Genomic DNA, 23,210 nt, shown 5'->3' with positions numbered 1-23,210 from the left:
CGGGATCAAGAGAGCAGCAAGGTCTTGAGCGTGGCCGCAAAGCGCGCCTCGATCGCCTCGCCCTGCAGATGGCGCCCGGCGGACACGCGCTGCAGCCCCCCCACCCAGACGCCGTCGATGGCCGGCCGGTTGCTGGCGAACAGCCAGCGATCGATGACATCCGCCGCCGTCGCCGCGTGCAGGGCGGGATGGCTGCCCTGCAGGGTGACGAGGTCGGCGTCGGCGCCGGTTGCAAATACGCCCCCGGGCACCGCGCTGCCCTGCCCTGCGGAGTCCGCCCCCGCGCGCAGCGCCGCAGCCAACAGGCTTTCACCAACCGAGCGGGTCCCAGCATCCACCGCCAGGGTGCGATGCCGGTGCAGCAGGCGCTGGCCGTACTCCAGCCAGCGCAGTTCTTCGACCAAGCTGACGCTCGCGTGCGAGTCACTGCCGACGCCGAAACGACCGCCCCCAGACATGAAGTCGAGCAGCGGGAACAAACCGTCACCGAGGTTGGCCTCGGTGGTGGTGCAAATCGCGACCGTCGCGCCGCTGTGCGCGATGGCGCGCGTCTCCTCGGCGCTGAGGTGGGTGGCGTGCACAAGCGTCCAGCGGGCATCGACCTCGGCGTTCGCGTACAGCCATTCGACCGGCCGCGCGCCGCGCAGGGCGACGCACTCCTCGACCTCGCCGGTCTGCTCGGCGATGTGGATGTGGATGCGACTGTCGCCCGGCAGTGCGGCCAGCACTTCGCGCATCGCATCCGGCGGAACGGCGCGCAGGCTGTGCAGGGCACATCCGATCCGCAGGCGCTCGTTTTCTTCCGCGCGCAGGGTGTCCAGCAGGCGCATGTAGGCATCGATCGAATGGCCGAAGCGACGCTGGCGCTCGCTGAGCGCACGACCATCGAAGCCGCCCGTCATGTACAGCACCGGCAGGAGGGTGAGCCCGATGCCGGTCTCACGCGCAGCCTCGATCAGGGCCCGCGACATCGCCGCCGGATCCGCGTAGGGGCGGCCGTCCGGCGCATGGTGCAGATAGTGGAACTCGCAGACCCGCGTGTAGCCCGCTTCGAGCATCTCGGCATAGAGCTGGGCGGCGACGTCGCGAAGGCTGTCCGGGTCAAAGCGCGCAGCCAGCTGGTACATGGTCTCGCGCCAGGTCCAGAAGCTGTCCTGCGGGTTCAAGCGCCGCTCGGCGAGGCCGGCCATCGCGCGCTGGAAGGCATGCGAATGCAGGTTGGCCACGCCAGGCACGGCCCAGGGCAGGCTGGAGTCCTCGACGGACGGCTGCAGACGGGCGATCCGTCCCCGCGCATCCGTCACCACGGACAGGGCGGACACCTGCGGACCGGCGGGAGCGGGCAGCCAGAGACGGCAGGGAGGTAGTGAAGCAGGGCTTGGGCTGGACATCTGCGGATTGTGGCGGAAGCCGCGCGTTCCGCGCAGGCTGGGGCGCTCCCGCGGCCCGATCGGAGCGCCCAACCCCATTCGCGCCATCGCTGCGTACACGCTTGCGCACCCCAGCCGAGGCCACCTGCCATGCACACCCCCTCCAATCGCTCCACCCACGCCCTTCACCGCCGCCCCGCGTGGGCATTCGCGCTCGCCCTCGGCCTCATCCTGCTGGCCGCCTGCCAGGGGCCGGCACAGAAGGTGGCGCAGTCGCCCGAGCCAACGAAATCCGAGGCCGCGGATCCCAGCACTGCGGCGGCTCCCCGCGGAAGCTCCAACCTTGACCAGATCACGGTCACAGGGACGCGCGTCAGCCAGTTGGAAAGCCAAAGGCCGGTCGTCCTTTCAGCACCGCCGCCCCCCTCGCCGATGTCAGCCCCCGCAGCGAATCGGGAAAACTATGCCGAGATCGAGCGCAACGGCATTCTGCGCGTCGCCGAGCAGCCGGTCTCGACCTTCTCCATCGACGTCGACACCGGCGCCTACAGCAACCTCCGCCGCATGCTCCACGCCGGCCAACGGCCGCCCTCCGATGCCGTGCGCATCGAGGAACTCATCAACTACTTCAGCTACGACTACCCGGCGCCACGCCCTGGCGAGGCGCCCTTCGCCTTCGCCACCGAGCTCGCGCCCTCGCCCTTCCACGACAAACGCCTGCTGCTGCAGGTGGCGCTGCAGGCGCAGGCGGTCGATGCCCGCGCGCTGCCGCCGGCGAACCTGGTGTTCCTGATTGACACCTCGGGCTCGATGTACGACGACGCCAAGCTGCCCCTTCTGAAGCGCGGCTTCGCCCTGCTGGTGAACCAGCTGCGCGATGAGGATTCGGTCGCCATCGTGGCTTACGCCGGCAGCGCCGGCCTGGTGCTGCCGCCGACGTCGGGCGCGCGGCGCGGCGAGATCCTGGCCGCGCTGGAGCGGCTCGAAGCCGGTGGCTCGACCAATGGCGGCGCCGGCATCGCCCTGGCCTATGCCGTGGCGAAGCAAGCGCGCGTCGAGGGCGGCATCAACCGGGTGATCCTCGCCAGCGACGGCGACTTCAACGTCGGCACGGTCGACCACAACGCGCTGGAGACCCTCGTCGCGGACCAGCGGAAGTCCGGCGTGGCGCTCAGCGTGCTGGGCTTCGGCACCGGCAACTACAACGAGCAGACCGCCGAGCGCCTGGCCGATATCGGCAACGGCAACTACGCCTACATCGACAGCCTGCTGGAAGCCCGCAAGGTGCTGGTGGCGCAGATGGGCGGCACCCTGCACACGCTGGCGAGCGACGTGAAGATCCAGGTCGAGTTCAATCCCGCCGTGGTCGCCGAGTACCGCCTGCTGGGCTACGAGAACCGCCTGCTGGCGCGCGAGGACTTCGACAACGACCGCGTAGATGCAGGCGAGATCGGCGCCGGCCACAGCGTCACCGCCCTGTACGAGATCGCCCTGGTCGGCTCCGGCGGCGAGGCCAGCGCGCCGCTGCGCTACGCGCCCGCGAACGCCCTCGCTGACGCCCGCAGCGACGAGATCGCCCTGCTGCGTCTGCGCTACAAGCGCCCGGGCGAAGACGCCAGCCAGCTGATCGAACAGCCAATCGCCCGCGGTAACTTGCGCGAGCAGCCCAGCGCCAACCTCGGCTTCGCCGCCGCGGTCGCCGGCTATGGTGAACTGCTGCGCGGCGGTGAACACGCCGGCGCGATGAGCTGGGATCGCGTCGAGCAGCTGGCGGTGGCCTCGCGTGGCGAGGACCGTGACGGTCTGCGCGGTGAGTTCCTGCAGTTGATCGGGCTGGCGCGCAGCTTGACCTGCGCCGAAGTGCCCGCGCGCTGAGAGCAGGTGAAAGAACCATTCGCCTCCTGCGGCTCGGCCCAGTCCAGCCGAGCCGCAGGAGGCCAGTCGAACAAGCTATCCGCGCTGAGACAGCGCGAACTCGATCGCCGCGCACACGGCAGCCGCTTGCGCAGCATTGCACTGCTCGGGCGTCGCCCGCGGGCTGTCGGGATAGACCTCGGTGGTGGTCGTGAAGACCGCATCGGTCATGCCCGCGCACAGGCCGAGCGCCTTGAACGGATACAGGATCACGCCCGGCGCCACCACGTCCGAGCCGATGATCCGGCCGGCGGCATCGGCCGGCGCGATGTGGGTCACCCGCGCCACGGCCTCGATCACCGCCGATTGGAACGCAAGCTGCGGGTTCTGCGTATCGCCGACGAGGTAGAACCCATCGGGGATCTCGCCGGGCTCGAAGGGCTTGCCGTCGCGCGCCGCCAGCGCCGGGCGGAACTCGCTCTCGTCGGTGTCGGTCGTCTCATGCAGGTCGATGTGCAGGAGGATCTCACCCGGCAGTGCCTGCACGAGGCGCATCAGCGCGGACGCCTCTTCGGCGGCACCGTCTGCGCGAAAGCTGCGGTTGGGGTCGATCGCCTGCGCATTCCAGCGATGGATGCGCTCATAGGCCCAGGGGCTGACGCAGGGCGCCACCAGCAGGTTGATGCGCCCCCCATAGCGCTGCGCATCGCGCTCAAGGAAGCGCAGGGCGCCATGCACGCCGCTGGTCTCGTAGCCGTGCACGCCCCCGGTGACCAGCGCGACCGGAAGCGCGGGGTTCCAGTCGCGGCTGCGCAGGGCGTACAGCTGGAAGTGCTCGCCGCTGTAGTCGAGCGCACCGTACTCGATCACCTCGAAACGCTCGCGCAGGCTGTCGATGAGGCCGACCACGTCCTCGGCATAGCTGCGCTGGCGGCGCTGCCGCGCCAGCCATTCGGCGCGTTCGGCTGCTCCCCAGGGCTGTCCGGGCGTTCCGATCGGATAGAAGGCGTCCGTGCGCATGCTTCGGGTCTCGCTGCAGTGTGGGTGCCGGAATGCTAGCAACCGCCGAAGCCGAGGCTCTGTGCCACGAGCCATGGGCGGGGCGGCAGCGCGCTCAGAACCACTCGAACAGCGAGATACCCACCCCGACCTGGGTGCTGCGAACGTTGTAGTCGATCAGGCTCTCGCCATAGCCCTCGAACAGCTGCACGTGGCCGCGCAGGCTTCGCGACAGCGGGAAGCTCCAGTCGAACTGCAGGGCACCGCGCGAATCTTCGCCGGATTTGAAGGTGTGTCTTGCCAGCAGCGCGAACTCATGGTCGCCACGGCGATGCACGAGGTTGATGTCGCCGCGCCCGAGGAAGTCGCTGATGTCGGGGTTGTCGTCGGTTGCCGCGTCTTCGCTGATCCGCCACCACGGACGCAGGGTCAGCAGCCAGTTCTCACGCTCGAAGCCGAAGGCGGCCACCACCCGGTTCCAGCTGCGCGACAGCGGCAGGCTGCGGCCGTTCGACTGGTGGTTGATGCCGATGCTGGCCATGCGCAAGTCCCAGCCCAGCAGCTTGGCCTTGGGGGCGAACACCAGCAGAGCCTCGGGCTCGTAGACGGTCTCGCGGAAGGGTCGCGAGGTGCGGCTGTTGTAGAGCTGCCAGCGAGAGCTCTGGGTGTAGCCGAACCACAGATCGCCCTCGCCGAAGACCAGACCCTGCGCGACCTTGGTTTTCAGGCTCAGCTGGAAGCGCGCTTCAGTCGGCTGCAGGTCGAAGGGATCCTGCTGGCGATTGTCTGGATTCGGGCTCTGCGGCAGACGGTTGGGCCGATTGTTCCAGGCGAAGGGCAGCAGATACACCGGCTTGTAGGCACGCAGGTTGAAGCTGCCGAGCTTGGACTCGGGGCTGAGTTCCCAGCGCCGGTCCAGTGCGGACAGCTCGCGCGAAGCGATGCTCGCCGCCACCCGCTCTTCCGCCTGGTTGCGCACGCCGTCGGGATGCAAACGGGCATCCAGCGCGTCATAAGCGGCAGCGAGCTCGGCGTTCTGGCGCTCAGCCTTTGCCACCCTATGCGGGTCGCGGCCCACCGCGCGGTCGTAGCACTGCAGTCTCACGGGATCGGAGTCGATCGCGGCGCAGGCTTCGACGGTGGCGGGCGCGACCCCGGTGTTCTCCTGCGCCAGCGCGGCGTTCGCCGGAACGAGCGCAGACAGCAGGCCGAGACTGGCGGGAAGAGCGAAGCACAAAGCGAATTCCAAGCGCATGAGGGGCCATCGAGGCGAAACGAGCGGCCTAGCTTAGGCCAAGGTCCGGGGCCTGCGCCCCGCTTTCGGCGAGGCCCAGCAGGCTGTTGAAAAACAGGCTGCTGGGCCGGCCAGGGATGCCGGGACGACGAAGCAAGCGCGAAAGCGATTGATGTGTCGTCAGGCGGTACGGAACTGCGCCGGACCACCGACTTGAGAAACTCCTCGGAAGGGAGGTTTTCAACAAGCTGCTAACCGCTGGGCTGACAGTCGCGCAAAAACAAGCCCCGCATCACCCACGGTTCGGCGATGCGGGGCTGGTTATGGCGGGCCCGCCCGTCCGGCGGGGCCAGCACGCTCGGGCTTACTTCAGATCGAAGCGATCCGCCTCCATCACCTGGGTCCACGCCGCCACGAAGTCGTGCACGAACTTGTCCTTCGAATCGTCCTCGGCATAGACCTCGGCCTGCGCCCGCAGCTGCGAGTTCGAGCCGAACACCAGGTCGACCACAGTGCCCGTCCACTTCAGCGCACCGCTCTTGCGGCAGCGCCCCTCAAGCACGTTGGCATCGGCCTGCGAACGCGCCCACCGGGTGGACATGTCCAGCAGGTTGACGAAGAAGTCGCTGCTCAGCACGCCGGGGCGATCAGTGAAGACGCCATGCTTGGCATCTCCGTGATTGGCGCCCAGGGCACGCAGTCCACCCACCAGCACGGTCATCTGCGGCACGCTGAGCTGCAGCAGCGCAGCCTTGTCGACCAGAAGGGTGGCCTGCTTGTCTTCGAGGCCCGGGCCGACGTAGTTGCGGAAGCCATCGGCGCGCGGCTCCAGCGGCGCGAAACCTTCAACGTCGGTCATGTCCTGGCTGGCATCGGTGCGGCCCGGATTGAAGGGAACAGTGACGTTCACGCCGCCTTTCTTCGCGGCATCCTCGACCGCCGCATTGCCGGCGATGACGATCAGGTCGGCCAGCGAGACCTTCTTGCCGCCCGACGCCGAGGCGTTGAAATCCTTCTGGATGCCTTCCAGCACACCCAGCACCTTGGCCAGCTGCGCCGGCTCGTTGACCGCCCAGTCCTTCTGCGGCGCCAGACGGATACGCGCGCCATTGACGCCACCGCGCTTGTCGGTGCCGCGGAAGCTCGACGCCGCCGACCAGGCGGTGTAGACCAGCTCACGCGTCGACAGGCCTGAGCCCAGCACCTTGGCCTTGAGCGCCGCCACGTCATTGGCATCGACCAGCGGATGGTCCACGGCGGGCACCGGGTCCTGCCAGATCAGCTCTTCGCTCGGCACCAGCTTGCCGAGGTAGCGCGCGCGCGGCCCCATGTCGCGGTGGGTGAGCTTGAACCACGCGCGGGCAAACGCGTCGGCGAACTCCTTGGGGTTGGCGTGGAAGCGGCGCGAGATCTTTTCGTACGCGGGATCCATGCGCATCGCCATGTCCGCCGTGGTCATCATGACGGTGACCTTCTTCGACGGGTCATGCGCGGACGGCGCGTGGTGCTCGGGCTTCAGATCCTTCGGGTGCCACTGCCAGGCGCCCGCCGGACTCTTCACCAGCTCCCACTCGTAGCCGAACAGCACGTCGAAGTACCCGTTGTCCCACTGGATGGGGTTGGGCGTCCACGAGCCTTCGATGCCACTGGTGATGGTGTCGTTGCCCTTGCCGCTGCCGTGCGTGCTGATCCAGCCGAAACCCTGCTCGGCGATGTCGGCGGCTTCGGGCTCCGGGCCCACCTTGGCGGCGTCACCGGCGCCGTGCGCCTTGCCGAAGGTGTGACCGCCGGCCGTGAGGGCGACGGTCTCCTCGTCGTTCATCGCCATGCGCGCAAAGGTCTCGCGGATGTCGCGCGCCGAGGCCAGCGGGTCAGGCTTGCCGTTCGGGCCTTCGGGGTTCACGTAGATCAGACCCATCTGCACGGCGCCCAGCGGGTTCGCGAGTTCGCGATCACCGCTGTAGCGCTTGTCGCCCAGCCACTCGGTCTCAGGGCCCCAGTCGACGACCGGCGGCTCCCAGATGTCGGGGCGGCCGCCGCCGAAACCGAAGGTCTTGAAGCCCATAGACTCCATGGCGGCGTTGCCGGCGAGGATCAGCAGGTCGGCCCAGCTGAGCTTCTTGCCGTACTTCTTCTTGATCGGCCAGAGCAGGCGGCGGGCCTTGTCGAGGTTGCCGTTGTCGGGCCAGCTGTTGAGCGGGGCGAAGCGCTGGTCGCCGGTGCCGCCGCCGCCGCGACCGTCATAGATGCGGTAGGTACCGGCTGCATGCCAGGTCATGCGCACGAACAGGCCGCCGTAGTTGCCGTAGTCCGCCGGCCACCACTCCTGCGAGTCGGTCATCAGCGCCTTGAGGTCGGCCATCACCGCATCGAGGTCGAGCTTCTTGAACTCCTTGCGGTAGTCGAATTCCTTGCCAAGCGGATCGAGCTTCTCGGAGTGCGCAGTCAGCGGGCTGAGATCCAGCGCATCGGGCCACCAGTCGCGGTTGCGCGGGCCCTTGCCCATGCCGATGTGGCTGGCGCCGCCGTGGACGGGGCATTTCGCTTCGTTGGACATGTGTCTCTCCTCCGGTGGTGGTGGGGTCGAACGTGGGCCTAGCTTGGCCGAGGCACATCCATAGGTGAAATCGCTTGTGCCGATCACTTGCATAGCCCGGAAGAATGACGCAACGCGACATCTCCCGACCGAGTCTGGCGCGCTTCTTCGGGATACTGGCCGAGCTCGATCGGGCAGCGCCGCATGCGGCAGCGCACCAACCTGAAATGTTCACTCAGCGCGCAACCTGCGGCCAATTTCGAACATGCACAAGCGCGCCTTCACAAAGCGTGATGACGTGGCTGAATACGCCTCCCCACACCCCGCCCAGCCCGAACGGGCGGGCCCTGCCAGGTTCAGGGCTCGAAGCCGTTGGCGAACAGCACAGGTGCCACCTCGACACGCTCGACGGCGCCCAGATCGGGCGAAGCGCCGCGCGTGCGCCCCAGAAGATCATCGCCCGGCATCTGTGCGGGATCCGCCTGGTCGATGCCCCCCCCACCCGCCGCCGGCTGGCCATAGGTCAGGGCGTAGTAACCGAAGACGTCGGCGATGCGTTCGAAGCCGCCGTTGAACCGCGACTGCGCCTGCAGCCAGTGCGGCGTCACGATGCCGGCCTGCGTTGGCAGGCGCGGATCGCCGATGCGCGCCTCGCCGTCATTGCTGACGTTGACCGCGTCGCCCGCGTCCTGAGGAATGGTCGAGCCGCCGTTGAAGTAGCCATTGCGACGCAGCACGATGCCGCTCACGTCGGCGGACAGCACGTCGCTGAAGTCGGCCATGCTGCCGGTGGGGTCGGCCCACAGATTGTTGAAGAAGCGGATGTTCTGCACCGTCGGATTGCTGCCCTCGCGGTTCAAGCGCATCGCGAAGGCATTGCCCGGCAGGTCGCCGACCACGGTATTGGCGCGGAACACGATGTCGCGCGAACCCTTGACGCCGAAGGCCGCGCGGATGGCGTTGCCAGCATTGCCGATGAACAGGTTGTTCTCGGCCACGCAGTCGAAGGCCTCGTGATAGGGATGTCCATCCTCGCCGAACAGCAGGAAGTTCGAGCCCGAGGACCCCTGCCAGTTGAGGAAGATGTTCCTGCGCACGATCACGTTGCGGGCGCCCAGATACTCGTCATCGTTGCCGTTGCTGTCCTTGACGACGATGTAGGCGGCCGTGTCGTTGGCGTTGGTCCGGCCCGAGGCGGCGAAATCGTTGAAGAAGACATTGCCCTCGACCAGCACGTCGTCCACCGAGTTGATGTCGATGTGCTCGTCCGAGCCCTGCTGGTTGTAGAACAGATTGCCGATGACGCGGATCCCGCTGGCGCCGTTGTTGATCTTCAGGATGTCGTTGTTCCAGCTGTCGCGCAGGATGTTGTCGCGCAGGGTGATCCGACGGGTGTCCGTGCTGCCGCCGTCCTGGACATGCACAACCAGCGCCGACGCGCCCGCGCCGCTGTGGGCGATGTCGAAGCCCTCGATGGTGATGCCGGCGATGTCGGCCGCGTCGTTGTAGATCGTCAGCACCGCCTCACTGGCGCGCAGGCGCGCCTGGTAGGGCAGGCGCGAACGCACGGTCACGCCCTGGGCAAAATTGCCGCGGATACGCACGCGCCCGGTGTAGGTGCCCGGGTCGACCAGAATGAGGCTGCCATCCGGCACGCGGTCCAGTGCGTAGGTGATGGTGCGCCAAGGCTGCGCCTGGCTGCCGCCGCCCGGCTGATCGCTGCCGGTGGTGGCGACATGGAAGGTCTGCTGCGCCAGGGCCGTTCCCGCCCAGCAGCCCATGAGCACGAGCAAGCAAAACGGTAGCAGGCGCCGCAGACGTGCAGCGGACCGAAGACGACGGGAATGCAGGGGGGCGGACATGGGCGGCTCTCACGGCAGTACGGGAAGCCGTGCGCGCCCCCCGGCCGCGCACGACCCAGCAAGTATGCGCCGCCTCTTGTTCAGTGCAAGAACCGCCGCCCGCCCCGCGGTCCATGCGGGTCGGGCGGACACCGAGATCGCTCAGTTGGGTGCGGACTCGACGTGGTCGCGAACGAAGCGGTCGAGCAGACGCACACCGTAGGCGGATGCCCCCAGCGGCACGGTCGGCAGCGCAGGGTCATCGCGCCAGGCCATGCTGGCGATGTCGAGATGCGCCCAGGGCAGTTCCGGCGCCACCCAGGCGCCGATGAAGAAGGCGCCCACGCCGGCACCGGCGCGGCTGCTGCTGCCGCCGTTGCGCAGGTCGGCGATCGGCGATTCGAGATCCTTGGCGTAGCTCGGATGCAGGGGCAGGCGCCAGACCTCTTCGCCGCTGGCTGCACCCGCGGCCTGCAGCTGGGCGGCGAGTTCGTCATGGCGACTGAACAGTCCGGCGTACTCGTCGCCCAGCGCCGTCACCTGCGAACCGGTGAGCGTGGCGATGTCGATCAGCAGGCGGGGTTTCAGCTCGCGCTGCGCCCAGGTGATCGCATCGACCAGCACCATGCGGCCTTCGGCATCCGTGCTCATGATCTCGAAGGTCTGCCCGCTCATCGTGCGGATCACATCCCCCGGACGCGTCGCCGTGCCCGAGGGCATGTTTTCGGCGAGCGCCGCGATCGCCACCGCATTGACCGCGGCACCACGCTTGGCCAGGGCCAGCACGGCGCCGCTGACGCTTGCCGCACCGGTCATGTCGTACTTCATGCGCCACATGTCCTGGGCCGGCTTGATCGAGATGCCGCCGGTGTCGAAGGTGATGCCCTTGCCGACGAAAGCCAGCGGTGCTTCGCCGCGAGGACCGCCGTCATAGCGGATCACCAGGAGCCGCGGCGGCCGCGCGCTGCCCTGCCCCACCGCCAGCATCGCGCCCATGCCGAGCTCGGCCATGGCCTGCTCGTCCAGCACCTCGATGCGCACCTTGTCGATGCCGGCGAAGGCAGTGCGAGCACGCTCGACGAAGCTCTCGGGATAGATCACGTTGGCCGGCTCGCTGACCAGCTGGCGCGCGAAGCGCACGCCCTCGGCGACCGGCTGCCACTGGTCCTCCCAGCCGCGCCGCGCGGCTTCGGCATCGACCGTGCGCAAGACCGCACTGCCCTGCCCCAGCACGGGCTGACCGGGCTTGGGGCTGCGGTACTGGCGGAAGGTGAACTGGCCAAGCTCCAGGCCCAGCGCGAGGTGCGCGCCTGCCATCGGCAGCGAGGCCTCCGGCCACAGCACATCGATGCGCGGCGCCGCGCTCAGCACGCCGGCCTGGCCGACCAGGCCGCCGATGTCTTCGAGCAGACGCGGGCTGGGCGCATCGGTGCCGGTGCCGATCACGATGACCTGGGTGTAAGGCCCGACGCCGTGGAGATTCAGCATGCTGCCTCGATCCCCCAGAAAACCAGCGTTGGCGACGGCGCGGGACAGCGCGCCACCGGCGACGCCATCCACCTCGGCGAAGGCCGCCGGAGGCGCCGAATCGCGCGGCAGGGTCACCGCCACCGCACCTTCGCGGGGCACGGCATACGGCTCGAACGCAAGCGTGCGCTGGGCCTGGGCCGCGACGGCGGCAAGGCTGGCGAAGCCGAAGAAAACGAGGCGGGAGAGGAAAAGTCGATGAGACTGCATCGGGAGATCCGTGATCGGTGGGGTGGAGGCGCAGACGCGCGGCGCCACCCTGCGCAAGGCCAAGCGATGCGACATGTCCCAGAAGGCCCGCACTTCACGCACGCTCGACAACTCGGCTCCACCACGGCGTTCCGGGGCTCTTCGCCTGCGCTGAACTTCCGTGACGGCATTCTGCAGGTCTTCGAAACCGCGCTTTCCGGACGCTGACCATGCCCCTACCCAAGGCCCAGGTTCCTGCCCAACACGCTGCAACGCCGGCGACTCGCCCGCTCGCGCCGAAGCGGCCGCGCCGGCTGGGCGCCCTGTTCGCGCTGCTGTGCGCGGCCGGCGCTGGCGCGCAGTCGCCGGCCGTGGTCGAACTCGCCCGGGTCGAACGCGGGGCCTTGAGCGAAACCCTCAGCCTCAGTGGCAGCCTGCGGGCGGTGAACGATGCCCAGCTGTCGCCGCGCATCGAGGGCCTGATCGCCACGCTCGAAGTCGATGCCGGTGCGCGAGTCGAGGCCGGTGCGCCCCTGCTGCGCCTCGATGACCGCCTCGCGCGGCTCGAGGTCGAAGCGCTGGAGGCCGAGTCCGCGGCGACGGCGGCCGCCCGCGATGAGGCCCGCCGCCGTGTCGACGAAGCGGTTCCCCTGGTCGCCCAGCGCAGCCTGCCGCAAACCGAGCTGGCCGCGCGCCGCGCCGCGCTGGCCGAAGCCGAGGCGACGATGAACGCGGTGCGCGCACGGCTGGCCGCGCAGCGCGAGCGGCTCGACCGGCATCTGCTGCGCGCGCCGTTCACCGGCGTCGTGGCCGCACGGCTGATCGACGTCGGCGAATGGGTCACGCCATCCAGCCCGGTACTGCAGCTGGTCGATACCGGGGCGCTGCGCCTCGAAGTCCAGGTGCCGCAGGAGCGTTTCGCCGACATCGACGCCGATACCCGCGTCGAGATCGAACCCGACACCCAGGCCGGCACGCGCTTCGCCGCCCGCATCGACGCCCGCGTGCCGGTGTCCGGCGGCAGCGGCGCACGCACCTTCCTGCTGCAGATCGTGCCCACCGCTGTCGATCCCGCCCTGCTGCCCGGCACCTCGGCGCGCGCGCACTTCCGGCTGAGCCGGGGGGCTGCGCTGAGCATTCCGCGGGATGCCCTGCTGCGGCATCCCGACGGCGGCTACAGCGTGTTTGTCGCGAAGGAAGTTGAGGTTGGGCTGCGCGCGCAGCGCCGACCGCTGCGACTGGGCCGCGAGTCCGGCCTGCGCGTCGAAATCGCAGAGGGCCTCGACGAAGGCGAACGGGTCGTGGTGCGCGGCAACGAGAACCTGCAGGACGGCCAAGCGATCCAAGTGCGCGCGGCCGGGGGCTGAAGGCCATGCTTGAAGCTCTGGTCAAACGCGGCACCCTGGTCACCGTGGCGGTGCTGATCCTCTGCGTGCTCGGCATCGCCGCCGCCCTGCGCATTCCGGTGCAGATGATTCCTGACCTCGAGGTGCGTACGGTCAGCGTGGTCACGCGCTGGCCCGGCGCCACGCCGCAGGACGTGGAGAAGGAAATCCTGATCGAGCAGGAGCGCTTCCTGCGCGGCGTCCCGAACCTGCGGCGGATGGTGTCCTACGCACGCACCGGAGAGGCCAGCATCGAGCTGGAATTCCCTTTCGGCGTCGACATCAACGAAGCCCTGATCCGCACCAGCAATGCGCTGTCGCAGGTTTCGGGCTATCCCGAGAACGTCGATCCGCCGCAGCTGTTGAGCAGCAGCTTCAGCAACAACGCCTTCATGTACTACGCGCTGGCGCCGCTGCCGGGCAATCCGCTGGGCCTCGACGTCAACATGCTGCGCGACTTCGTCGAGGACGAGGTGCGGCCGCGCATGGAGCGGGTACCCGGCGTCTCCCAGATCAATGTCGGCGGCGGCGCCGAGCGCCAGGTGCAGATCCGCGTCGACCCGGCGCGCCTGGCCCAGCGGGGGCTGAGCCTGGACGATGTGCGTGGGGCCGTGCGCGGACGCAATCGCGACAGCTCCGGCGGTGACATCGACAGCGGCAAGCGCCGTTACCTGATCCGCACGGTCGGCCGGGTCGCCGATGCGGAAGGCCTGCAGGAGGTGATCCTGCGCCGCGAGGGCGATGCCATCGTCCGCCTGCGCGACGTCGCCGAAATCGAACTCAGTCATTTCGAACTGCGCGGCCTGGCCTTCGCCGACGGCCAGCCGCGGCTCAATCTCTCCGTCCAGCGCGAGCCCGGCTCCAACGTCATCGACATCAAGGACGCGATGCTGCTGGAAGTCGAGCGCATCAACCGCGACCTGCTGGCACCGAATGGCCTCAGCCTGCGCCTGTTCAGCGACGACGTCCGCTACGTGCAGGACTCGATCCGCAACGTGTGGAGCAATCTGGCGCTCGGTGCCCTGCTCGCCTCGGCGGTGATGCTCTACTTCCTGCGCAGCTGGCGCACCACCCTGGTGGCGATGATCGGTCTGCCGATCTGCACGCTGGCCGCCTTCCTCGGCCTGTTGGCCGCCGGCCGCACCATCAACGTGATCTCGCTGGCGGGTGTGGCCTTTGCGATCGGCATGACCGTGGACAACAGTATCGTCGTGCTGGAGGCCATCGAGAGCGCGCGACGGCGCGGGCTGGCGCGGCTGCAGGCGGCAGTGGAAGGCGCGCGCGAGGTCTGGCCGGCGGTGCTGGCCTCGACGCTGACCACCGCGCTGGTGTTCGCGCCGGTGCTGTTCGTCGAGCAGGAAGCCGGCCAGCTCTACTCCGATATCGGCATCGCGATCTCGACTGCGATCCTCGCCTCGATGCTGGTGGCGATCGGCATCATTCCGGCCGCCAGCGCGCGCTTCTCGCGGGCGGCGCACATCCAGGGACCGCTGCCGGGCGATGCCCCGATCCTGTCCGCGCCCAGCGCCTGGCTGATCGCCAAGCCTCGGCGGGCCCTGGCCTGCGTGCTGGCGACGCTGGCGATCACGCTCGGCGTGGTGTTCGGGCTGGCGCCGCCGGCCGAGTACCTGCCCGAGGGCGAGGAGCCCAAGGCATTCACCCGCATGATCGCGCCGCCGGGGCAGAACCTCGCCGAGATGGAACGTATCGCCGCCGAAATCCGCGCCAGCATCGACCCGGCGGTGAATGGCGATGCCGCCGCCTTCGAGCGCGGCGAGCTGCCGATCCCGCCAATCAAGTACTACTCGATGAGCGTCAGCGCCGGCAGCCTGATGGTGCTGAGCGAGCCGGTCGATGGCGATCAGCTGGCGGCCATGATGGACAGCTTGAGCGCGCTGTTCCGCGGCTATCCGGGCATGCGTGCGTTCTCGGCGCGCGGTTCGATCATCTCCAGCAACGACGGCGGCACCCGCGCGGTGGCGATCGAGCTCTCGGGCACCGACATGGCCGGGCTGTACAGCACCGGCGAAGCCCTGCTGCGGCGCGCCGGCGAGCTCTTTGACAACCCGCAGCTCAGCAGCGAGCCCTCGGCGCTGTCGCTGGACCAGCCGCTGGTCGAGGTGCGTCCGCGCTGGGCACGCCTCGCTGAAGTGGGTTTCGACGCCGACAGCTTCGGCTTCGCGGTGGCCGCGCTGTCGGACGGCGCCTTCGTCGACCAGATGCTGATCGAAGATCGTCCGGTCGATGTGTTCCTGTTCAGCGGCGCCGGCAACCGCCAGACCCTGCAGGGGCTTCCACAACAGACGGTGCTGACGCCGGGCGGCGAGGTGCTGCCGCTGTCGGCGCTGGCCGACCTGGTCGAGACCGTGGACAGCGATTCGCTGCGCCGTGTCGACGGCCGCAGAACGGTCACCCTGTTCGTGATCCCGCCGCGTTCGGTGGCCCTGGAAACCGCAGTCGCGCGCGTGCAGGACGAACTGCTGCCCGCCGCGCGCAGCGCCGGCGAGATCGCGCCCGGCGTCAGCGTGGACCTCAGCGGCGCGGCCGATCAGCTCGATGCCACCCGCGAAGCCCTGGTCGGCAACTTCGCGGTCGCCATCCTGCTGTCCTACCTGCTGCTGGTGGCGATCTTCACCCACTGGGGCTACCCGCTGCTGATCCTCGTCACCGTGCCCACCGGCGTCGCCGGCGGCATCCTCGGCCTGCTGGCCCTGAACCTCGCCGGCAGCGCGTCGGCGGCGTTGGGCCTCGGCGGCTTCAGCCAGCCCTTCGACATGATCACCATGCTCGGCTTCCTGATCCTGCTCGGCACGGTGGTGAACAATCCGATCCTGGTGGTGGACCGCACCCGCGCCAACCTCGGCCGCGGCATGGCGCTGGACGAGGCCATCCTCGACGCGGTGCGCGCGCGCCTGCGGCCGATCCTGATGTCGACGCTCACCACCCTGTTCGGCCTCGCCCCGCTGGTGCTGGTGCCCGGCGCGGGCACCGAGCTCTATCGCGGCGTGGGCGTGGTAGTGCTGGCGGGCCTGCTGTGTTCGACCGTGGTGACGCTGAGCTTCCTGCCCTGCCTGCTGCGGCTGGTGCTGGGGCGCTCGGCGCCGGTTCCAGGCAGCGAACTCGCGGCGGGACGGGGAGACAAGGCAACAGCCGCCTGAAGAGAGGCGATCCAACCCCCACTTCGCGCCCTGGTGAACCGATGCGGTGCCGCGTGGAACTGCATGAGGCGGGACTTGAAGCGGAGGGGCGATACGACAGCGGCGACGCCAAAGCGCCGCCGCTGTGCTTTCCGCCGGTTGCCGGGGATTGATTGGGGCGGGCTCAGCCGCGACCCAGCTCCATCACCTTGGTCCAGGCCTTGACGAAGTCCTGCACGAACTTCTCGCTGCCGTCGTTGGCGGCGTAGACCTCGGCCACCGCACGCAGCTCGGAGTGCGAGCCGAAGATCAGGTCGACCGGCGTCGCCGTCCACTTCAGCTCACCGCTGGCGCGGTCACGGCCCTCGTACAGGCCAGGCTGGTCAGCCGACTTCGACCACTGCGTCGACAGGTCGGTCAGGTTGACGAAGAAGTCGTTGCTGAGCGCACCGGGACGGGCGGTGAACACACCATGCTTGGCACCGTCGGTGTTGGCGTCCAGCGCACGCAGGCCGCCGACCAGCACGGCCATTTCCGGCACCGTCAGGGTCAACAGATTGGCGCGATCCACCAGGGCCTCGGCCGGCGACAGCGCGCTGCCTTCGCTGAAGTAGTTGCGGAAGCCGTCCGCCGCCGGCTCCATCGCCGCGAACGAAGCCACATCGGTCTGCGCCTGGCTGGCATCGGCGCGACCCGGCGTGAACGGTACCTGCACCGAATGACCGGCGGCACGGGCCGCCTGCTCGATCGCCGCTGCGCCGCCGAGCACGACCAGGTCGGCGATCGACACCTGCTTGCCGCCCGTGGCCTTGCGATTGAACTCGGCCTGGATGCCGGCGAGGGCCTGCATCACTTTGGCCAGTTCGGCCGGCGAGTTCGCCGCCCAGTCCTTCTGCGGCGCCAGCCGCACGCGGCCACCGTTGGCACCACCGCGCAGATCGCTGCCGCGGTAGCTGGCCGCCGCCGACCAGGCCGCGCGCACCAGCGCCTGCACGCTCAGCCCGGAGTCGAGGATCTCAGCCTTCAGCGCAGCAATGTCCTGCGCGTCGATCAGCGCATGCTCCACCGCGGGGATGGGGTCCTGCCAGAGCAGCTCTTCCTGCGGCACCAGCGAGCCCAGGTAGCGCGAGCGCGGGCCGAGATCGCGATGGGTCAGCTTGAACCAGGCGCGGGCGAACGCATCGGCGAACTGCTCGGGATTGTTCTTGAAGCGCAGCGAGATCTCGCGATAGGCCGGGTCCTCGCGCAGGGCGAGGTCGGTGGTGAACATGATCGGCGCGTGGCGCTTGCTCTTGTCGTGAGCGTCCGGCACCAGGTTGGCGCCCTGACCATCGGCGGGAATCCACTGGATCGCGCCGGCCGGGCTGCGGGTCTGCACCCACTCGAAGGCGAACAGGTTGTCGAGGTAGTTGGTGGTCCAGGCGATCGGATTGACCGTCCACGCACCCTCGAGGCCGCTGGTGATGGTGTCCGCGCCCTTGCCGCTGCCGCACTTGTTGTTCCAGCCGAGGCCCTGGTTCTCGATCGGCGCGCCGGCCGGCTCGACCTCAAGACAGCCCTCGGGCTTGCGCGCGCCGTGGGCCTTGCCGAAGGTGTGGCCGCCGGCGATCAGGGCCACGGTCTCCTCGTCGTTCATCGCCATCCGGCCAAAGGTCTCGCGGATGTCGCGCGCCGCTGCCAGCGGGTCGGGCTTGCCGTTCGGGCCTTCCGGGTTGACGTAGATCAGGCCCATCTGGGTAGCCGCCAGCGGGCGCTGCAGCTTGCGGTCGCCGGCGTGGCGGGCGTCCTCCAGGAACTTGTTCTCCGGTCCCCAATAGGTGACGTCACCTTCCCAATCATCGACGCGGCCGCCGGCGAAGCCGAAGGTCTTGAAGCCCATCGATTCCAGCGCGACGTTGCCCGCCAGCACCATCAGGTCGGCCCAGGAGATCGCGCTGCCGTACTTCTGCTTGACCGGCCACAGCAGGCGGCGGGCACGGTCCAGATTGACGTTGTCCGGCCAACTGTTCAGCGGCTCGAAGCGCATCTGCCCGCCGTCGGCGCCGCCGCGGCCGTCGAAGGTGCGGTAGGTGCCGGCGCTGTGCCAGGCCATGCGGATGAAGAAAGGCCCATAGTGGCCGTAGTCGGCCGGCCACCAGTCCTGCGAGGTGGTCATCAGGGTTTTCAGGTCGGCCTTGACCGCTTCCAGATCGAGGCGGTTGAAGGCGGCCGCGTAATCGAAGTCGGCGCCCATCGGGTTGGATGCCTGCGCATGCTGGCGCAGCGGCCGGAGGTCGAGGCGCTGCGGCCACCAGTCCTGGGCTCCCATGGGTGCCTGGGCAACAGCGGCACCGGACCATCCGGCAGTGGTGAGTGCCGCGGCCAGCGCGAGCGTCAGAAGTTTCTTGGTGTGCATGTGAATCTCCATATTTCCGTGGGGATGCAGCCAACAGCACCGCCGAGCTTAGGAACACGCCACTCGGTTGTTAAATAGATTCTCCGAACCTGAACGATATGCAGCGCCTATCGGACCTCTCTGACTCCTGACGCACTCCGCCAGCCTCAGCAGAAGTCGCTTCTGAAACTGACAGGCATGCGGCGTAGCATGCGCCTAATGGGCGTGCTCGACATCAACTCCGCTTTCAGCGCCGGCCTGCTGCAGATGCAGCGGATGCAGGCGGCATGCAGCGTGCTGCTCGCTCCCCTGCTTGAGCCGGCTGCGCTCGCCGAGCTCCAGACACAACGACTGCGACGCCTGTTGCGACAGGCGCGCGCCAACTCGCCCCTGCACGCCCAACGCCTGCGCGACATCACGCCCGAGGATCGCTTCGAACTGGCGGATCTTGCCGGGCTGCCGGTGCTCGACCGCCGCAGCCTGATGCGTGACTTCGAGGCGGGCCTGTGTGCGCCCGCGCCGGACGCAGGGCGCGTCCGCGATTGGCTGCGCTCGCCCGAACAGGTCGGCGAACTGCTGCAGGGGCGCTGGCAGGTATGGGAAAGCTCGGGCACCCACGGCGAGCCCGGCTGGTTTGTGCAGGATGCCGGTGCGCTCGCCGTCTACGACGCGCTCGAAAGCCTGCGCGGCGCCGGGTCCAGCGCCTGGAGCACGCTGGCGGCCGGCGGTCGCATGGCGCTGCTGGTCGCCACCGGCGGACACTTCGCCAGCATCGCGGCCTTCGAGCGGCTGCGCCGAGAGCAGCCCTGGCTGGGAACCCAACTTCGCGCCTTTTCCATCCTCGACCCGCTGGACGCCCTGGTCGAGGCGCTGAACGACTGGCGGCCGAGGGTACTGGCCACCTATCCCACTGCCGCCGCCCTGCTGGCCGAGGAAGCGCGCGCGGGCCGTCTGCAGATCCAGCCCATCGAAATCTGGTGCGGTGGCGAAACCCTGCGCGACGGCGTGCGCAGCCGGATCGAGTCGAGCTTCGGCTGCAGGGTGCGCAACAGCTATGGCGCTTCGGAGTTCTTCTGCCTGGCCAGCGAATGCCTGCACGGCGGCCTGCACCTCAATGCGGACTGGGCCCTGCTGGAGCCGGTCGATGACCGCTTCCAGCCGGTCGCGGTCGGCAAGTGGCCGCATACGACCCTGCTGACCCATTTGGGCAATCTCGTGCAGCCGCTGATTCGCTACGACCTCGGCGACCGCGTGCGCTTCACCGGCGAGCGCTGTCGCTGCGGCAGCCGGCTGCCGCTGATCGAGGTTCGCGGTCGTGAGGATGATCTGCTTCGGCTGCGCGACGCGTCGGGCGCTTTCAGGGGCGTGCTGCCGCTCGCCCTGTCGACGGTGATCGAGGATGAAGCAGGCCTGTTCGACTACCAGCTGCTGAAGCTGTCGCCGGATCGTCTGCGACTGCAGTCCAGCCACGCGGATCTGCCGACGCTGACACGCGCAGCGGAAATACTCGGCCACTGGCTGCGCGAGCGCGGCCTCGGCGGCGTGGCGATCGAACTCAAGCCTTGCTGCCCGCTTGAACGCGGCCACAGCGGCAAGCTGAAGCGCATTCTCTCCACGCCAGCCCGCTGAGAACCTTCCAGCGGGCGCGGTCGGTGCGGGGAGGCGGCTCGCGCTCGAACGCCACCGCCGATGCAGAGGGCATCGCATCCGCCGATGCGATGCCCCGAGGCACAGGGTCCGCTTTGCGCTTACTCGAACTGGATCACCAGCTCGTCTTCGCAGAAGTTGAACTCGACCACATCGGAGTCGCTGCCGTCCTCGAAAGCAGCCATGAAGTACCAGACGCAGCCGCTTTCATCGGTGCTGGAATCCCAGACCATGTCGGCAGTCACGCCGGCCGGGATGCCCGACCCGATATCGAAGGCGCCCCAATCCTCACCGTCCTCGGAGACGACCACGGCAACGATGTCCTGATCGGTGTTGTTCTCGATCTGGAACTGGTACTCGGCAAAGGCCACCGGCGAAGCCAGCAGGAGGGCGAAGGCATACAGCCATGCACGCATGGGAATCCTCATTGGAAAGCGGCCACGCGGAGCCCCATGCCCCGGCGTGCGCAGCTCGCTACGGGCAAGAAGCATGCCGCCTGCCGCCAGCACAATTCCGCCGCGTCCCACAGATTCGCGCCTGGCGCGACCAAAGCCATGTGACGCCGGCGCGCAGGGCTGGCTATGCTCGCGCCCTGCTCTCCGACCGGATCCACCATGCGCGCCTGCACACCAGCCCTCCTGCTCTGCCTGTTCAGCGCCAGCGCCCTCCACGCGCAGCCTTTGCCGGGCATCGGCATAAAACCGGATGCGCTGGCCGAGCACATCCGCGTGCTGGCATCCGATGCGTTCGAGGGCCGCGCGCCAGCCACGCCTGGCGAAGACAGAACGGTGGCCTACCTGGCCGAGCAGTTCGAGCGTGCGGGCCTGGAGCCGGGCGGAGAGGACGGCGGCTGGACCCAGCGCGTCACCTTGGTGCGCAGCGAGATCAAAGGCCCCGTACACGCGCAGTTCGAGCTTGGCGAGACCACCCAGCCACTGGTGAACAGCGAGGACATCGCGGTCGAGAGCCTGCACCCGGCCGAGCGCGTCGACCTGCAGCGCGTACCGCTGGTCTTCGCGGGCTACGGCGTGCATGCCCCCGAACTCGACTGGGACGATTTCGGCGATCTGGATGTGCGCGGCAAGCTGCTGGTGGTGCTGGTCAACGACCCGGATTTCGAGAGCGGCGAAGGCCGCTTCGGCGGACGCGCGATGACCTACTACGGCCGCTGGACCTACAAGTACGAAGAAGCCGCGCGGCGCGGCGCCGCCGGCGTGCTGATCGTCCACGAGGACGCCCCCGCGGCCTATCCCTGGGCCACCGTGCGCAACGGCCGCAACGGGCCGCAGCTCGACATCGTCCGCGACGACGCCGACACCCATCACCTGAAGATGCGCGGCTGGATGCAGCGCGCCGCGGCCGAGCGTCTGTTTACCGCCGCGGGCCTTGATTTCGAGGCCGCAAAGCGCGCTGCCCAGCAGCCGGGCTTCAAGGCCCACGCGCTGGAAGGCGCCTCGCTCAGCATCGCCTTCGATGTGCAGCACAGCCGCATCGTCAGCCGCAACGTGCTCGGCCTGCTGCCGGGCGAGGGGCGCGCCGATGAGACCGTGGTCGTCTCCGGCCACTGGGACCACTTCGGGATCACGCCGAATGCCGACGCCAGCGGCGACAACATCATCAACGGCGCCGTCGACAACGCCACCGCGCTGGCCTCGATGATCGAACTCGCACGCGTGTTCGCCGCCGGCGAGCGGCCGCAGCGCAGCCTGCTGTTCTTCGCGCCCACGGCCGAGGAGAACGGCCTGCTTGGCGCCAAGTACTACGTTGCCAACCCGCTGCGACCGCTGGCCACCACGGCCGCGGTCATCAACATCGAGATGTGGAGCCCGGACGGGCCGACCCGCGACATCTCCTCCTGGGGGCTGGGCAAGGTCTCGCTGGAGCGGAGTCTTGAGGCCGCCGCCGCCATCGACGGGCGCACCCGCTCGCTGGACGAGAACTTGGAGGCCGGACTGTTCTACCGCGCCGACCACTTCGCCTTCGCCCAGGCCGGCGTGCCCGCGCTCACCCTGGGCCCCGGCACGGATCTGCTGGACGGCGGCATCGAAGCGGGCAAGGCCGCGCGCGCCAAGTACTTCGCCGAGCGCTACCACCAGCCCGCCGACGAGTATGACGACAGCTGGGACATGCGCGGCCCGACGCGCGACACCCAGACGGTGTACCGGCTGGTCGAATCGATCGCCCGCAGCGCCGACTGGCCGCAGTGGGATGCCGACAGCGAGTTCGCCGCCGAGCGCACCAAGACCGACGCGCTGCGCGCCTCGCGCTGAGGCGGCCCGTCATTCCGGAAACCGCCGCATGCGTACCTTTGTGTTGAGAGCCCGCGCCGCACCCACCGACAGCCAGGCCCTGCTGGCCAACGTCGGCCGTGAGGCGCACACCGAGATCCTTGCGCATGCACTGATGAACGCGATCTTCGTCGCGCAGTCGCACCGCGAGGATGTCGTGGTCTACCTTGTGCTGGAAAGCACGCGCGACTACTCGCGCACGCTGCGCTTCGAATCAAACGCACTGCAGGACCTCGGCGGCTTCGACGAGCGCCGCCTGCTGGCGCGGATTGCCAAGGCCCTCGATGCGTCCATCGGCATGGGCAAGGACGAGACCCGCAGCGTCGAGCCCGGCCTCGAAGTGGCCACCACCAGCTTCGAGCGACTGGTGCAGCGACTGGCCGAAGACCACACCCTGTACATGATGGATCGCAAGGGCAGGCCAATCCGCGAGCAGGCCTTCAGCGGCAAGCCCTGCTTCCTGCTGACCGACCACATCCCGATGCCCAAGAACGCGATCCGCGGTCTGGAGCGCCTGGGCGCAGAGAAGCTCTCACTGGGCCCGAGGATGCTGTTCGCCTCACAGTGCGTGGTGCTGATCCACTACGAGCTCGACCGCGCTGCTTGATGCTCCGGACGTACGGCGCAAGGAACGCATCCGAGGCGATGCTACCGGGCCGACAGCAGAAGGCCACTGGGCGTTCCATCCGGACCGGACCCGCTATCGGAATCGCGGGCACCCGCCAGGTCGAAGGGACCGCACCCTGCCCTCCATGTCTCTGTTCGGGTGGAGACAGGTGAGCGCGGTCCGCGGCAATTTCGCGCTGCGTCCAAGCCCTTGCGCGCGCGA

14 protein-coding genes are annotated in these 23,210 nt (G+C 68.8%); 6 read left to right on the top strand and 8 right to left on the bottom strand.

Annotation, left to right across the window (positions count from 1 at the left end):
• Positions 1 to 5 precede the first annotated feature (5 nt).
• Complete coding sequence (locus tag BLP83_RS07040; RefSeq protein ID WP_091240930.1) at positions 6 to 1,391, bottom strand: formimidoylglutamate deiminase; 1,386 nt, start codon at positions 1,389 to 1,391, stop codon at positions 6 to 8.
• 411 nt (positions 1,392 to 1,802) lie between these two features.
• Between BLP83_RS07040 and BLP83_RS07035 the strand changes: the two genes are divergently transcribed.
• Positions 1,803 to 3,245, top strand: coding sequence for a vWA domain-containing protein (locus BLP83_RS07035; RefSeq protein ID WP_245679973.1), 1,443 nt, complete (start codon positions 1,803 to 1,805; stop codon positions 3,243 to 3,245).
• Between the two features lie 75 nt (positions 3,246 to 3,320).
• Here BLP83_RS07035 and BLP83_RS07030 read toward each other — a convergent pair whose 3' ends face one another.
• The 5 genes from BLP83_RS07030 to BLP83_RS07010 form a co-directional block, all read right to left on the bottom strand.
• The gene (locus tag BLP83_RS07030; RefSeq protein WP_091240556.1) at positions 3,321 to 4,244 is read right to left on the bottom strand and encodes a M14 family metallopeptidase; all 924 of its coding nucleotides are present in this window, start codon (positions 4,242 to 4,244) and stop codon (positions 3,321 to 3,323) included.
• Between the two features lie 94 nt (positions 4,245 to 4,338).
• On the bottom strand, positions 4,339 to 5,478 hold the full coding sequence (locus tag BLP83_RS07025; RefSeq protein ID WP_091240553.1) for a phospholipase A: 1,140 nt from the start codon (positions 5,476 to 5,478) through the stop codon (positions 4,339 to 4,341).
• Between the two features lie 343 nt (positions 5,479 to 5,821).
• On the bottom strand, positions 5,822 to 8,014 hold the full coding sequence (gene katG / locus BLP83_RS07020; RefSeq protein WP_091240551.1) for a catalase/peroxidase HPI: 2,193 nt from the start codon (positions 8,012 to 8,014) through the stop codon (positions 5,822 to 5,824).
• A 335-nt stretch (positions 8,015 to 8,349) separates the two neighbouring features.
• A complete protein-coding gene (locus tag BLP83_RS07015; RefSeq protein ID WP_143006580.1) occupies positions 8,350 to 9,786 on the bottom strand; it encodes a right-handed parallel beta-helix repeat-containing protein in 1,437 nt (478 codons plus the stop codon).
• A gap of 210 nt (positions 9,787 to 9,996) precedes the next feature.
• Positions 9,997 to 11,571, bottom strand: a complete 1,575-nt coding sequence (locus tag BLP83_RS07010) for a leucyl aminopeptidase (RefSeq protein WP_091240928.1) — start codon at positions 11,569 to 11,571, stop codon at positions 9,997 to 9,999.
• A gap of 209 nt (positions 11,572 to 11,780) precedes the next feature.
• Here BLP83_RS07010 and BLP83_RS07005 point away from each other — a divergent pair, with 209 nt between their 5' ends.
• Both BLP83_RS07005 and BLP83_RS07000 read left to right on the top strand, forming a co-directional pair.
• A complete protein-coding gene (locus tag BLP83_RS07005) occupies positions 11,781 to 12,917 on the top strand; it encodes an efflux RND transporter periplasmic adaptor subunit (RefSeq protein ID WP_091240547.1) in 1,137 nt (378 codons plus the stop codon).
• Between the two features lie 5 nt (positions 12,918 to 12,922).
• Entirely contained in the window at positions 12,923 to 16,093 is a 3,171-nt protein-coding gene (locus tag BLP83_RS07000) for an efflux RND transporter permease subunit (RefSeq protein WP_091240545.1), read from the top strand.
• Positions 16,094 to 16,256: 163 nt separating this feature from the next.
• On the opposite strand, the gene katG (BLP83_RS06995) is transcribed toward BLP83_RS07000, so the two are convergent.
• Positions 16,257 to 18,467 (bottom strand): catalase/peroxidase HPI, encoded by a 2,211-nt coding sequence (katG, locus tag BLP83_RS06995; RefSeq protein WP_091240926.1) that lies wholly within the window; start codon positions 18,465 to 18,467, stop codon positions 16,257 to 16,259.
• 189 nt (positions 18,468 to 18,656) lie between these two features.
• On the opposite strand from katG (BLP83_RS06995), the gene BLP83_RS06990 reads away from it, so the two are divergent.
• Entirely contained in the window at positions 18,657 to 20,075 is a 1,419-nt protein-coding gene (locus BLP83_RS06990; protein WP_176764048.1) for a phenylacetate--CoA ligase family protein, read from the top strand.
• Positions 20,076 to 20,194: 119 nt separating this feature from the next.
• Here BLP83_RS06990 and BLP83_RS06985 read toward each other — a convergent pair whose 3' ends face one another.
• Positions 20,195 to 20,509: a hypothetical protein gene (locus BLP83_RS06985; RefSeq protein WP_091240539.1), complete on the bottom strand. Its 315-nt coding sequence runs from the start codon at positions 20,507 to 20,509 to the stop codon at positions 20,195 to 20,197.
• A 198-nt stretch (positions 20,510 to 20,707) separates the two neighbouring features.
• On the opposite strand from BLP83_RS06985, the gene BLP83_RS06980 reads away from it, so the two are divergent.
• Positions 20,708 to 22,363: a M28 family peptidase gene (locus BLP83_RS06980; protein ID WP_091240537.1), complete on the top strand. Its 1,656-nt coding sequence runs from the start codon at positions 20,708 to 20,710 to the stop codon at positions 22,361 to 22,363.
• Positions 22,364 to 22,391: 28 nt separating this feature from the next.
• Positions 22,392 to 22,988 carry a tRNA (pseudouridine(54)-N(1))-methyltransferase TrmY gene (gene trmY, locus BLP83_RS06975; protein WP_091240535.1) on the top strand — a complete coding sequence of 199 codons (597 nt, stop codon included), beginning with the start codon at positions 22,392 to 22,394 and terminating at the stop codon, positions 22,986 to 22,988.
• The last annotated feature ends 222 nt before the right edge of the window (positions 22,989 to 23,210 follow it).

Source organism: Aquimonas voraii, assembly GCF_900101825.1.
In the GTDB taxonomy this organism is placed as follows: Bacteria; Pseudomonadota; Gammaproteobacteria; order Xanthomonadales; family Xanthomonadaceae; genus Aquimonas; species Aquimonas voraii.
Note: the sequence above shows the minus strand (reverse complement) of the source record. Positions and strands in the feature narration are given on the sequence as shown.